We start from the raw sequence: 14,704 nt of genomic DNA, 5'->3' as shown, positions 1-14,704 counted from the left end.
GGAAAAACGCGAATCAGAGGAAGAAGTCCAGACGGAAGTAGATCGGCGCTTCGCGCTCGCTCAGGACATCCGGGCGTTCAAGGGAATGGGCGAAAGTCACGCTGGTCGCCAGGTGCCGGCCGCGGGCGAACAGCTCCAGGGAGTTGCTCGACAGGCGCCCGTGCTGCTCGCCGTTGTAGCGATCGCCACGGATGACGCCCTGGTCGTAGCCCAGACTGCTGCCGTACTCAGTGAACAGTGGCTGGAGCCAGGCCCAGGTCACCGGACGGCTCCAGCGCAGGTCGTTGCGCCAGTAACCGCCGCTGTCGCCGGACAGCGACTGATCCTTGTATCCGCGAATCGACGACTGCCCGCCCAGGCTGGTGCGCTGCGGGCTGAACAGCACGTCTTCGCTGCGCTGGCCGGTCATCAGGCTGCTGAAGCTGAACGACTCGCCCCACAGCTTGAACGGCTGCAGGTAACTGAGGGTGGCGGTGTATTTGCGGTAGCGCGCATTCGGCTCGCCCGGTCCCGGGTGGCCATTGTCCTGGGCGTCGAAGGCACCAATGCCGTTCTGCATGCCCAGGTCGAGGTTGACGAAGGCACCGCCGATGCGCCGGCCATGGTTGATGCCGAACTGGGCTTCGCTGAGGCGGTTGCTGCTCAAGGCCAGCTTGCTGTCTTCGATGAAGTTGTTGGTGCGCAGGTAGGCCAGGCCGGCATTCAGCGAGGTCTTGCTCACCGCGTCACGCAGGATCACCCGCTCGGCGCGCAACTGGTGGTTCTGGCTGTCGCCGGTCTGTTTGAAGCTGAAACCATTGGCCTGGGCCTGGGAGCGGTACTCGCTCTGGCTGTAGGTGTAACTGAAGTTCCACCAGCCCCAGGGCAGGTTGTAATAGAGCATGGCGTTATTGGAGGTGTGCTGGTGATCGCTCATGGCATCGTGGCCACCGCGCAACATCAGTTGGTCGGCCAGCCCCAGCGGGCTGTCCCAGTCAAAGGTAGTGCCCCACTGCTGCTCGCCGGTGCTGCGCTGGCCGTCGTTGCTGCGTGACAGCCCGGCTCGCCAGGGCTTTTGCGCGGTGTTCTTGACCAGCACTTCGCTGCCACCGACCTCGTTGCCGGGCGCCAGCTCCATTTGCGCCTGGTTCGACGGCAGGCGGTTGAGCTGGTCCACCAGTTGTTCGATTTCCCGCAGGTTGACCCGCTCGCCGACCTTCCCGGGAAAAGCCATGGCCAGCTCGCGCTCGGACAGCTGGCTGTCGGCCGCGCCCTTCAAGCCTTCGAGCCGGCCCTCGACCACCAGCACCTTCAAGTGGCCGCCAGACAGATCCTGCTGCGGCAGGTAGGCACGGCTGGTCACCAGGCCCTTCTCGAGGTAGTGATCGGTGATGACCTTGAGCAGCTCATTGAGCTGGCTGACACCCAGGCACTGGCCGATATAGGGCTTGAGCAAGCGAGCTTGCTCGGCGGCGGACAGGCTGTCGGCGCCCTTGAGCTCGATGTCCTTGATCGGGAAGCAGCGGGTGTCGGCAGGCGCGGTCGGCGCCGTAGGGGCAGCCTCTTTACCGGGCAGGTCCTTGAGTTCTTCCAGGCGCCGGCGCTGCTCTTCGAGCAGGCGATCCTGGCGTTCGCGGATCAGGTCGGTGTCACCGGGGGTGGGAGCGGCATGAACGAGGTGCAGTGGAGTCAGGCACAGCAAAGCCAGGCACAACCTCCCCGCGAAGGCGGGTGAGTACATGTTCGGTCCCTCGAGACAGATGATATCAAAATAGTGGCGCGTTGTTAATTTGCCATTATTTTGCCGTCAATCATCCGCCGGGCCGGCCGATAGGCGCCGGTCTTCTCCATGGATCCGGGCAGAAAATGGCAAACCCGCGGACTAGAGCCTTCGCCTAGGTTTCAAGGGGTGATGGGCACCTGTGTGACAGGTCTGCAAAAAAAGGGGCGATCAACGATCGCCCCGAACTGTGTTGCCACGAGAGAACCTATAAGGTCAGTTGCCGCCGCTCCTCCTCGGTCAACTGCTGGCGCGCCTGGTCGCTCAGCGGCCCGGCGCCCAGCACCTGCACCGGGCTGTCCGGGTTGTAGCCGGGGTTGGCCCGGCTGGCGCCATCCCGGGTCGGCGCCAGGCGCTCCTGGCCGAAACTCAGCACCTGCACGCTAAACACCGACGGCATGTTCTGCCGCGCCGCCGCCTGCTGCTGGCGCGCCACATCCTCGGCGGCCTGGGTCGCCGAAGACGCCGCCGAGCTGGCCGACGTCAGGGCCCCGGTATTGACCGACGCCACCACCGGAATCCCCGAGGACTCGCCCTGGGTCTGGATGTTCGCCGCGTTGACCACTTGCAGGGCCGCGATGTTGACGTTGCCCGAGACCCTGATCCCGGCCTCGCCGGCGTCGATGGTGCCCAAGGGCGCAATCAGGTCGATATCCCCCGGCGCCACCTCGGCAATCGGGTTCAGCGTGGCGATACCGGCCCCGGTGCTCGGCACCGACGGCGACAGGGTCACGTTGCCCCAGTTGTCGTACACACGCCTTGGTGGGGTGTAGACCACGGTGGTTTTCGAGCCCCGCCCGGCGTTGATATCGCCCTCGGCCGACCAGCCGAGGATCGAACCGCCGAAGGTGGTCATGATGCGGCTCTGACCCAGCAGGATGCTGCCCAGGGAGTACAGCTGGATATTGCCCTGGCCCTGGGTGATCACCCCCGCCGTGGACGGTGGCGCCTCGCCCTCGATGCCAAACACCTGCTGCCCGCCCGGGGTCAGCACCTGGATATCGCCGCCGAAGTCGGTATGGATCCCCGAACCGCCATAGAGGGTGACGTCACCGTCATAGCGGATGCTGTTGCCCGCCACATCCTTGCTCGGGAACAGCGCGGCAATCGCCTCGCGCCCACGGCGGTAACTGCCGCTGCGCTCGCCACCGACGGTGTTGTATTCACGGCCCCCGGCCTTGAGTTCGGCGAAGTAGATCTGCCGGGCGAAAACGTTCTGCTGCTCCGCCGGCAGGCTGGCGAAGAACGCCAGGGCCTGGTCTTCGCCGGCGCTGTAGCCGAAGCGCTGGCTCAGCCACAGGTTCAGCTCGCTGCCATAGTTCTTCAGCGCCGCTCCCGGCTGCAGATAACGCGTCAGCAAGCCCTGGTAATTCGGGCCCTGGGCACCCGCCCCGGCGATCAGCGCGATCGAGGCGCCACCGTCGCGCATCCGCGCTGCGGGGTCGACATTGCCGATACTGTTGAAGGCACTCTCCTGATAAAGCTGCCCCACGCCCGGGCCCGAACCGTACAGGTTGCGCCCGGCGCTGACCTCCAGCAGGCCGGGCCCGGCGATATTGAAGGTACTCAGACGGATGTCCCGCCCGGCCCAGACCTGGGAAATCTCATCGGCCCGGCTGTGCACGATCAAGTTACCGGTGGATTGCCCTGGACCCGCCCCATTCACTTCAACAGGCACATCGGTAAAGGTATTCAACGGCAGGCCGGAGTTGACGATGTCGCGCCCGGCCATCACCCGCAGCGGGCCGCTACCTTCGTAGCGTACTTCGTTGCCCTGCAACGGATAACGAATCACTTCGCCGGTACGCAGGCCGACGATATCGCCCTTGACCGCATAAAAACGTACCGGCTCACGCCCGATGTACGGCTGGGTGCTGAAGGTATTGATGCCAAAACTGAACAACGGAAACTCGCTCGGCGAGACACCGACCCCAGCACCGTAGTTGTCGTAGTTCGGGTTGATATTGATCCCGCTATAACCCGCGAAACCCGGGTTCAGTGGACTGGACAATAGCGCCGGGTCAGCCCCCGACTGTGTCACCGCATAACCGCCGGCATAGATCGAATCGGCGGCGATCAGTTGCAGCTCGGCATTGGCCGAAGGTGCGGTCATCAGCGAGAAACCCGATGCCTGACCGCTGACGCCATTGGCCGACGGCCCGTAATAGAGGCTGCCATTGGCCGCAGTGGCCCGCAGGACCGACGGATAGACAAAACGTCCGCCGGAGGTCGACGCATTGGTGCCGGCACGACGCTCATCGGCAACGATTGGTGTCAGGTTACCGCCGACGCTGAACAAGTCGATGGCAGTATTATCGGTCCACAAGGAGAACTGGCTCAGGCCACCACCGCTGCGGTAGGCACCGTCACGGTCGGTATAGCCGGTGGAGTTCTGCATCACCACCCGCCCCGGATCGCCCACCCCCTGCAACACCAGGTCGCCGCGGCTGTCCAGGCTGACGCCGGCATCCCCCGGCATCAGGGTCACGCCGCCGCGGGCGGCGGCCATGGTCGAAACATAGGCGTCATAGGCCCGCGATTCTTGCGGATCCTGGCTGACCCTATAGCTGCCATAGGTCAGGCCCAACGCCCCGATGGCCCCGGCTTGCAGTTGCAACGATCCACGCAGGTTGGCCAGCATGCCGTTCAGATCGGCCACCGTGTTGACGGCTTCTCGCGCCTCCCGGGACGGGTTGAGCTCACCGCCGACGCGCAGCCGCAGGTCACCGCCACCGGTCAACACCAGACTGCCATCGGCGGCGACCCGGCCACTGCTGCCCACGGCCAGCACCAGTCCCTGGCTGCGCTCCACGGCCGTACCCGATGCTTCGAGCTGTTCCGAGATCAGGCCGGCATCCCCACCGACATCGACGTTCAGGTTACCGCCCCCGAGGGTGCCGATCCCGGTGAAACCCGTCAGGTAAGGATCACTCGCCCCGGTAGAGGGCTGCTGGGCGAAGCTACCGAAGTTGATCCACCAGGCAGTAGGAATCTGCGCGGCCGGATCGGCCGTGGCGCCAGTGCCTTGCCGCCACAACCAATTGCCCAGGGAAGCCGAAGTTTTCTGCGGCGCACTGACACCGCTTGAGTCCCTCTTGGTACCCAGCGAGTCGCCGAGCAGATTGCCACCAACCGCCAGTTTGAGATTACCGCCCTGCTCCGGATACCAGGCCTGATAGGCACTGCCTGTGGTCAGCGATTCATAAGCCGCACCCGCGGTGCCCAGCACACTGCCATCGGGTTGGCGGCCACGGGCCTGCTGATAAGGGTCGTTGGCGCCCGGCGCCAGCGAGGCCGACTGGGCGCCGGCGGTGTAGACGCCGAACAGCGAATGCATATTGAAATCGCCGGCGCTGAGCAGGTCCAGGTCCCCGGTCCCGGTACGCAAGACGCTGAACAGTTGGTTGCCGACCGTGACCTTGGTGCGTACGGGATCCGTAGGGCCAGGCTCCTCCGGAACGGTTGCCACAACGCACGCGTCAGGAACCCAGGTACAGAAGTCCAGCATATCGGGCGGCACAGGATCACCCGGCGTGCCGAAATTGCTGGTCGGCGACCAGACCAACTGCGTCTTGGCCGGCGCCGGCATGCACGCATCGGGCACCCAGGTACAAAAGTCCAGCATCTCTGGAGGCACCGGATCGCCCGGCGTGCCGAAATTGCTGGTCGGTGACCAGACCAACTGCGTCTTGGCCGGCGCCGGCACACACGCATCGGGCACCCAGGTACAAAAGTCCAGCATCTCTGGAGGCACCGGATCGCCCGGTGTGCCGAAATTGCTGGTCGGTGACCACACTAATCCCGTGCCGCCACCACCTCCGTCACCTCCGCCACCTGTCTGCTCACGCTTGGCCAGGTAATGCCCGTCGGCCAGTTGCAGGCTGCCCGCCTCCGCGTGGGGACGGGTAAGACGGGTGTCGGCCGCCTCGGTGTCGGCCCCCGCCACCCAGCGCATCGACCAGGATTGCGAGCCTTCCGGCAGCAGGCTCGCCACCGCCCAGTTACGCCCCTGGACACCGTTGTTGACCGGACGCAGTTCGATCAGATCGACGCCTTCGGCCAGCTTGACGTCGGTGCCGGAAGGAATCAGCGCGCCAGTGGCCAGCGCCATGGCCCCGCGCAGCGTCAACCCATTGCGGGGCACCGCGACGCCCTTGGGCCAGATGCCGTCCTTGACGGTGATATCCATCGACAGTCGGGTACCGGCATCCAGGCGGGTGTCGGCAGGCAGGGTGACCGTCTCGCTCAACAAGGTCCCGGCGGCATACAACAGATTGCCGCCAGCATCGTGGATGGCCGCCTGCAGCAAGGTACCGGCGGGCAGGTTCAGCGCCTCGCCCAGGCTCATAGCAGTCGGCAACTCGAGCCCCGCCGGCAGGCTGGCGCCCTTGAACGGCAGGTCGTAGTTGAGCAGGCTGCCGGCCGGGTACAGGGTGCCTTCGGCCAGTTCGACGCCAGCCCCCGGTACCACCAAGTCGGCACCGAACGGCTGTTTCCCGGGAATCAGCAACCAGCCGTTGCCATCGGTACGCTCTGCCGGATCGCCCGCCTCCGGCGGTGCGAAACCATCGCTGATACTGCCGTAGATATTCAGGTTGCCGCCGGCGCGCACGACTAAACTGCCCGGCTCGCCGGAGCCATAGACATCGGTCTTCTGCGTATGACGGTTGAGGCTGGCGTAGCGATAACCGGAGAGGTCCAGGTCACCCTGCACCAGCAGATCGCCATCCGCCGTCTTGCTGAGGATTTCCACCCCGGGCCGCAGGTGCAGCGCATCGGCGTAAGTCGCATTGTTCAGGCCGGCCAGCTTGCCGTTGAGCAGGTTGCCGTTGGCCAGGGCGTCATCGATGAATGCCTGGCTGTCGAGGTGCTTGGCATTCAGGTAGTCCTGATCGATTACCTGGTAAGGCCGCCCGTCCACCGCCGGCGTGCTGCCGTCGCGGGCATCGGTGTAGCGGGCGATCGCGTTGACGCTGATCGAGCGCGCGCCGAGCACCGACAGGTTGCCGGAGGCATCGATGGCGATATCGCCGTATCGCGGATCCTCGAGCCGCAGCCGCGGGGCATTGAGCTCCAGAGTGCCACGGGCTCGACCGTCATTTTGCCCGGGGGCATTGCCCAGCGGCGCGTCGGTGCCATGGCGCAGGTCGAAGCGCGCGCCGCTGGCCAGGGTCAACTGGCCGTCCCCCGAGTTGAGTTCGATCAGTGCCCGGTTGGGGCTGTCGATGATCTTGCCGTAGCTGTCGACCCGCAGAAGGCTGCCGTGGGCATCGAGCAGCGCGCTACCGGCAACGGTCAGGCCCTGCCTGGCCGCCAGGCGGATACTGCCGACCTGCTGGCCGCTGGCATCGACAGTACCGACCACTGTCAGGTTGCCGTTGTCCACCGAGACATTGATCTCATTGGCCTTGAGTTCGTTGCCGATCACCAGGTCGCCTTGCTTGAGCTGGAAGCTGCGCGAGCCGAAGACCTGATCGCGGTTCAGGCGCGTGTTGAGCGCGGCGAAATCCCCAAGGCTCTGCCCGCGCAAACTCACCGCGCCACCGGCATAAGGCACCAGGGTGCCGCCGGCGTTGTAGCTGCCGCTGGCGGAGCCGAGGATCCGTCCTTGCAGGTCGATCAGGCCGGCATCGGGGTCAAGGGCGATCGCGCTCAGCAGGCCGGCGCGATTGTTGCGGGCGCTGAGGTCGACGGTCGAACCGGTGGCCTGGCGGATATTGCCGCCACGGCTGTCGAGGATCAGGTCGCCACCCCAGCTGTACTTGCGCACATCGTTGAGGACCACCTCGCGCCCGGCCAGGTCGACCAGGGCATTATCCCCCAGCACCACGTCGCCGCTGGCGCCGAGGGTGAGCTTGCCACTGGGCAGGCGCACCGTGCTGTCGAGCAGCAGGCTGCCGGCCTCCAGTTGCAATTCAGCCCCCAGCGCCGCGTTGTCGGCCGCGATGGCCGACAGCCCGGCGATACCCGCCACCGTCAGCGCGCCACCGGCGGTGATGCGGTTGACCGAGCCCGCCTCGCCAGTCCACAGCGGCGTATTCACCCGCAGGTCGCCACCACTGTAGCTATAGCCTTTGCCGCTGACATAGTCGCCACGCAACTGGTACACCTGCAGCGCGCCTTTGTGGTTGGCGGTAATGCGCTGGCTGGCGGTCAGGTTGACCTGGCTGAAGCCCAGGGCCAGGCGCTGCAGGTTGTCGAGATTGTTGGCCTGGGCGTTGGGGCCGTAGCCGAACTCCAGCACCTGGGTCTGGATATCCAGTACCCCGCTGCCATTGCCGGGCCCGGCCAGCAACGGCGCGCCGGGTGCCGTCGCCGCGCCGTTCCATACCAGCGTGCCGGTGCGGATGCTGGCGCGGTCGCCAACGGCGCCGTAACCGTAGATCGCCGGCGTCCCCAGGACCAGGCGCTGCAGGCTGGACTGGCCGGTCAGCGGGTCCAGGGTGCTGAGCTCGACGCTTTCGTAGAAGTTCACCGAATCCCGGGCATTGAGTACCAGGTTTTCCAGGGCCGGCGCACCCTTGGCCGTGTCGCCGCGCAGCAGGCGGTCAAGGACCTGCTGGTTCAGGGTCAGCCCCTGGGGCAGCGCCTGGCGCTGTCCGGCCGCAGCCAGGGCCTGGGCCGAGCCGATGTTGATCGCGCCGACCGCCAGCGTCAGGTTGCGCGTGCCGAAACGCACCGATTCGTCGAGGTTGAAGGTATTGTCAGTGGCCGCGGTGATGGTGCCTTGGGAATAGAGTTCGGTGGTAGCGCCGCAAGAGTCACTGGCGCACAACCCGATCAGGATCGACCCCGGACCGCTGGTGGCTTCTGTACTCGTGGTGGGCGGCAGCACCTCGAGCCAACCGTTGGACACCGCCAGCAGGCTGTTCTGGCCCGGGTCGTAGATGAATCCGCTACGGGAATCGAACGGCGCGCTGCCCTGCCCCAGGGTGTTGATGCTCGCCCCTTGCTCGATCACGATGGCGCCAGTCTTGGTATTGGTGACGAGGAATACTTCCCCGGCCTTGAGACTGCTGCCCTGACGCAGATTGATGTCGGACAGGGTCGAGTTGAACGTCACCAGATTGCCGCCCTGCCCATAAAGGACTCCGGGCAACGCACCTATCGACAGGCGCGGAACCTGCAAAGCATTCAGCGCCTGGTCGTAGAGCGAGGCCCCTGCGAAACCCGGTGTGGCCTGCTGGCCGACCGGCAGCACTTCGAGATAACGTGCGCTGGCAAAAATACCGGCACTGCCTCCCAAGCCGTCTTGCGCCGGTTTAAAATTCGCCGTTCCGTCGAAACGGAAAGTCTCGGCCGGGTCGCCCACACCTTTGAATGTGAGCTTGAGGGTCTTGCCATCGGCCTCGATCATCGGCCGCGGCACGCCCTTGAGCGCGGCATCGGCCGCGGCGAAGGCAGCGTAGCCGGTTTCGTTGTATTGCGAGTAGCGGCGCAGCACGTCCGCCGAGGTCAGGATCACCTGGCTGGACAGCGCATCGCGAACGTCGCTGTGGACAATCGACAGCCCCCCCGAGGTGGCCCAGGAGCCGTTGCGCATGGCCAGGCTGCTGGCCGTCTTGCCACTGCTGGCCAGGCCATTGAGTTCGACCCGGAACGCCCCCGGCAGCAAGGCATAGGTCGACGGCAGCAAGGTATAGGTGCCTGCCGGCAGGCCTGGAACCCCGGCGTCCAGGGTGATGCGCTGGCCAATCAGCGGGTCGCGCACCCCGGCCTCGCTAGCCGGCGGCGCATAGTTGCGCTGCTCGCCCGGAACAATGGCGTAGACCGGGTTGGTGTCCAGACCCGGCAACACCAGGCTGCCGTCCGCGCCGATCTGCACCAGCGGGTTGTAGCGCGCGTCGGTGGAGCCGCCACGCCCGGAAATGAAGCCGGCCCCGGCCAGTTCGCCGCCACCGGACAGGTCGAGCACTGCGCCCGGCTGCACATCGATGGTGTGCCCGGTCATCGATACACCCACTGACAACAGGTTGTTCGAGATACCGCCAGCCACGCCGATCAGTTCGACATCCTTGCCGTTATAGCGATAGGACAGGCCATCGACAGTACCGCCATAAGGCATGTTCAGACCGGCAGCACTGACCGAGGTGACACTGCCCGGCAACAGCTTCAGGGTCTGGATATTGCCGACTTCCTCACCGAGGCTGAGCAGCCCCAGCGGCGCACGCAGCACCCCGCCCTGCAACAGCGTACCGGCATCCAGGCTCAGTGAGCCGAACACCGAATAGGGCTGGGCCGGCAGTGTGTCGCTGGTGCGACCGATACGCAGGGTGGAGTCCGCAGTGGTCTTGACCAGCGCCGTGGCCCCCGTGGTCGGGTAGATCTGCGCCGCCAGCAGGGCCAGGTCGGCGTTGCTGAGCAGTTGTGTAGCGATACGCTCGATATTGAGCGGCGAACCGCCGAGAAAACGCATGTCGCCACGGCTGCTCAACTGCGCCTGGGCAAAACCACGGCGGTCGACCTCCAGGGCCGGGCCCTGCTGGCGCTCCAGCGTGCCGTGGGCGCCCAGGGTCAGGACGTCGCGCAGGTCCAGCAGGTCGGCGTTGACCTCCAGTCGGGCCGCGCTGTCCTGTACCGACAGGCCACCCTGTACAGTCGGGCGTACCGCCACATCAGTACCTTGACTGGCCACGGCCCCCGCCAGGCGCACATACGGCGCATTCAGACTGATCCGGCTGTCACCCGGCGCGCCTTCGGCCAGCGCCAGGGAGCCGGCATAAATCTGCAGGCTCTGCGTCAGGTTCAGATCCATATCACCGGCGAACGACAAAATGCCGTTGCTCAGCAAGGTCAGGTTGGCGAAACCGCCACTGCCGACATTATCGACGTCCAGACGGCCCTGGCCATAGTTCATCAGGCTATCCGTGGCAGCAGTACCCGCTCCCCGGGACAGGACCAGCTCACGCGGAACCCGCACCTGGTCGTCCACCGTGGAGCGATCGTACAGCGGGGTTTCCAGGGCCACCGACAGGCTGCCGCCGGCCGCGCCCACGCCTCCGGATGCGGCCTGGAACTCACCGTCCAGGCGCAGGCCGTTGTTCGAACTCAGGGCAATGCTGCCGCCGGTGCTGCTCAGCGTCGTGGCGCCCTGCCCGCGAATATCCAGTTCGGCCTGGGCGCCGTTGGCCAAAAGGCGCGCGCCCCGCTCCACCACCACGAACAGGTCCGGCGCACTGGCGGTGCCCTTGGCCGTATCGACACTGCCACCGATGACGATGCTGCCGGCGTCGTCGACCCGGCCGTAACGTCGGCGCTGGGCATCCACCGCGGTTGCCGCGCGGGCCGAGACATCCAGCAGCGCATGCTCGCCCAACAGGATCGAACGCTGATGAGGAGCTTCGGTGACCGGAATATCCGCCAATCCCACGGGTTTGATCTGGGTCAGCTGGATCCTCCCGCCCCAAGCGTCGAGTTGCCCGTCGACACTCAACTGACCGACGCTGGCCAGGCTCAAGCTGCTGCCTGGATCGACACTGATCCGCGCGCCTGTGCCGATCAGCAGGGCCGTCGTTTCCCGCTCGCTGGCGGTGGACAGGATGCTGCCAGCCTGCAGGCTCAGGTTCGCGCCCTTGCGCTGGCTTAACAGGCCCTTGACCGGGTCCTGCTGATACAGCTGCGGGGTCCAGAGCGACAACAGTGCCTGCGGCGCGCTGCCGGTCGCCGCGTCCTGGATGTTCTCACCGAAGTGGTACACCGGCATGCTGACGTCCAACTGGGTGCCATCGCTGACGGTCAGTCCCTGGTTGCCGGTGATGTCGTAGGCCGAGAAGCCCTTGTTGAAGAAGCCACTGCCCAGCAGCAGGCCAGCATCGTTGCCCGCCACCGGCTGGTCGCTGATGGTCACCCGGCCGGCCTGCAGGTTCAGGCGGCCACCGCCACTGACCCCATGACCGCGCACCTCGCCGTCAAGGCTCAACACCCCATTGCTGTCGGAAGTATTGGCGTTGGCCGCCAGGGTCAAGTTGCCGCCCTTGCCACCGCGTTGCTTGCCATCGGCCAGCAACGCGGCACCCGATGAAACGTCGATCAGACTTCCGGCCGCAAGCGTCAGGTCGCCACTGCTGCGCAGGGACACATTGCCGCCATTGAGGTACGGTAGCGCGCTGACGTCATTCGGGTTGTGCACCTGATTGCTCCAGGCACCACGGGTGTCGAGGGTCACGCCCTCGCCCACGCGGACGCTGGCACGGCTGCCGCCAAGGGCATCGATCCGGGTGTCCTCGACCCGGGCACTGCTGCTGATCTGCTGCAACACGTTGCCCAGGGCAATGTCGCCGCCACGGGCCGTCAGGTTGGCGTCGACCTCGACCTGCGGCCCATACAGAGTGATGCTGCCGGCCGGCGCCACCTGCAGGTCACCCTCGACCTTGATGCTGCCGGTGGCGGCGATCCTCACCGCCCCCAGGCCGAAGCCGTTGAGCTGGTCGCTGTCCAGGTACAGGCGGCCTTCGCGCTCGGCGGTCACCGGGTCGTCGAGCCCCAGGCCGGCCGCGAGGGATTGGGCCTCCGTCCCCAGGACGATGTCCTGCAGCGTGCCGGCATTGGCGCGCAAGGCGTATTGCAAGGTGCCGCTGCTTTTCACGTAGTACGGCACGTAACTGCCAACCACCAGTTGCGCACCACGGGCCACCGCTTTCGCTGACTGGTTGTAAGCGTCCAGCCCGACCTGCGCGGCCTGTACCTGGAGGTCGCTCTGGAAGGTATCGCCGACCACCTGGCCTTCCAGCACCGCGTTACGCGTGCCAATCACCAGAGTACCGGCGTCGCGGCCGACACTGTAACCCTGCTCGAAACGCTCTCGTGGCGCGATCAGCGGGCTGTAGTAAAAATGGCTCTGGTTCCAACGCTCGCTGTGATCCTCGTAACCCTGGTACAGGCCTTCGTAGAGTATGTCGCCGGGGGCGCTGGAGACTTCATAAAGTCGACCGTCCGCGCCCTTGAGCCAGCTCTGCTTGACCATCCCGGACTGCACATCGAGGGTGCCGCCGGACAGGTTGATCTGCGAGCCCTGGACAGTAACCACATCATTGCCGCTGAAAGACACCGTGCCGCCCTGGGCCATCCACTCACCCACGCTGTGCACACGAGTGCCCAGGTAACCGCCGACCTCGAGCAGGCCACCGGCGGTGTACCAGCGGTCCGAGGCATAACCGTTGGTGCCGGCGGGCACGAACACCAGCTCACGGGTATCGACCCACACGTCCTGGCTGTTCAGGCTGCCCTGGTCGCGGTTGGCCGAGGCATCGCGCTGCTCGTTGCCCTGGACGTTGACCTTGATGCTGTTGGACTCCATCGCCACCTTGACGCCCAGCTCACCGGATACGTCGATGATCGCACCGTCGCCCACCCGGCTGCGCTGGGCCGCACGAACGCCTACCTGGCCGCCACTGGCGAGGGTGATCGAGCCTTTCTGAAAGTCGACGGTGCCGGCGCTGTCGATGGCGATCAACGACTGGTCGCGTCGATAGCCGTCGGCCGTGACTATCGTTGAGCTGTCGGCACTCAGCGGCTGCATCAGGCTGCTGCGCTGGCTGTCCAGGGCACTGCTGCTGTCCAGCAGGATCGCGCTGGTCGCGCCCTCGCCCAGGGTCACGCTGCGGCTGGCGGTCAGGTGCAGGGTGCCGCGCGAATCCACCGAGGTGCTGGCCAGGGCCACGCCGTCTTGCCGCACGTCCTGGCCGGTCAGGCTGACGTCGCCCAGCGCCGCCTGCAACAGGCCGCTGTTGCTGGCCTGGCCCACGCCGCTGGCGAGCACCTGATTGCCGCGCACGGTGGAATCGACATTGCCGTCGGTGCCCTGGCCCTTCTTGATCACGAAACTGCCACCCGCGGCCAGCGCGACCTGGCCCTTCTGGGTGCTGATGGTCCCGGCGTTGTCCACCTCGCTGCCCAACAGCAGCACATAACCGCCGCCGGCGGTGGAAGTGGCGGGCGCATGGGTTTCAATGCTTGCGCCCTGCTCGACCCGCACCTTGCCGCCAGCGTTGGTGAAGGTCGGCGCCGTGCCCGGGCTGTACAGGCCATTGCTGCGGAACTGGCTGTCGTCGAAGGCAGTGGCCGCCGCCACCAGGTTGCGCACGTTGATCTGGCTGCTGCCGCTGAAGACGATGCCGTTCTGATTGAGGATCAGCACCGTGCCGTCAGCCCTGATCGCGCCCTGGATCTGGCTCGGCGCGGTCGTGTTGTTGACCCGGTTGAGCACGGCCCAATCAGCGTTCTGCTGGAAGTCGACGGTGGTGTCGCGCCCGACGTTGAAGGTTTCCCAGTTGATGATCGCCTTGTCCGCGGTCTGCTTGATCGCAACCTGGGTCTTGCCGCCTGCCTCGCTCTGTACCGGCGCCTCGACATTGCTGAACACCGGCTTGCCGTCGGCGCCGATCACCAGATTCAGGCCATTGCCGCCCAGGCCGTTATGGATGGTTTCCGGGCTGGCGAAGGCCGCTGTGCGGCCGGCTGCCTGCAACGCCTGCTGGGCGGCGATCGCCGCCACGGTGTTGTTGAGATTGTTCAAGGAACGCTGCAATTGCTGGTTGGCTTTCTGCTGCTGCGCCAGCGGTGGCGGCGCTCCCGGCACCAACCCGCCCGGGCGGGAGGCATTGGTGGTCTGGGCCGCGCCCTTGGCGGCAAACCAACCTGAGCTGAACGCCGCGGGCTGAGCGGCCTGGGCCGAGCCCGCCAGTACCAGCAGGGCAATGGCCCGGGCCAGGGGCGTGAGGTACAGCGTGCCCTGCTCCAGCACGGAGCGAACGGATTCATGGGCAATGCCGCGAGGCGTCGGGTTCGAGGTTTTTTTAGACAGACGCATCACTGGTTGATCCTTATCCCATTGCACAGAGTTGGGCCACACAGCCGCCCCGAGGCGGCATTGCCGATACCTGATAGGCGGTTACAAAGGTTCGCGACCGAACTGTTGTCATACAAAGTTCATATCCGCGGGCGGGA

General features: G+C 65.9%; 2 protein-coding genes. Both read right to left on the bottom strand.

The genetic code is table 11. The features are described 5' to 3' along the window. Positions 1 to 13 precede the first annotated feature (13 nt). Positions 14 to 1,720: a ShlB/FhaC/HecB family hemolysin secretion/activation protein gene (locus BM019_RS14340; protein WP_092418661.1), complete on the bottom strand. Its 1,707-nt coding sequence runs from the start codon at positions 1,718 to 1,720 to the stop codon at positions 14 to 16. 247 nt (positions 1,721 to 1,967) lie between these two features. Then, positions 1,968 to 14,567: a filamentous haemagglutinin family protein gene (locus tag BM019_RS14335; RefSeq protein ID WP_092418660.1), complete on the bottom strand. Its 12,600-nt coding sequence runs from the start codon at positions 14,565 to 14,567 to the stop codon at positions 1,968 to 1,970. Between the last annotated feature and the right edge of the window lie 137 nt (positions 14,568 to 14,704).

Source organism: Pseudomonas sp. NFPP07 (assembly GCF_900115645.1).
GTDB lineage: Bacteria > Pseudomonadota > Gammaproteobacteria > Pseudomonadales > Pseudomonadaceae > Aquipseudomonas > Aquipseudomonas chlororaphis.
The sequence above is the reverse complement of the archived record's forward strand: the minus strand, read 5'-3'. Positions and strand labels throughout refer to the sequence as shown.

What these genes read in the sequence shown, in the direction of transcription:
- BM019_RS14340 (WP_092418661.1), bottom strand. Translation starts at nt 1,720, where the DNA reads ATGTACTCACCCGCCTTCGCGGGGAGGTTGTGCCTGGCTTTGCTGTGC.
- BM019_RS14335 (WP_092418660.1), bottom strand. Translation starts at nt 14,567, where the DNA reads ATGCGTCTGTCTAAAAAAACCTCGAACCCGACGCCTCGCGGCATTGCC.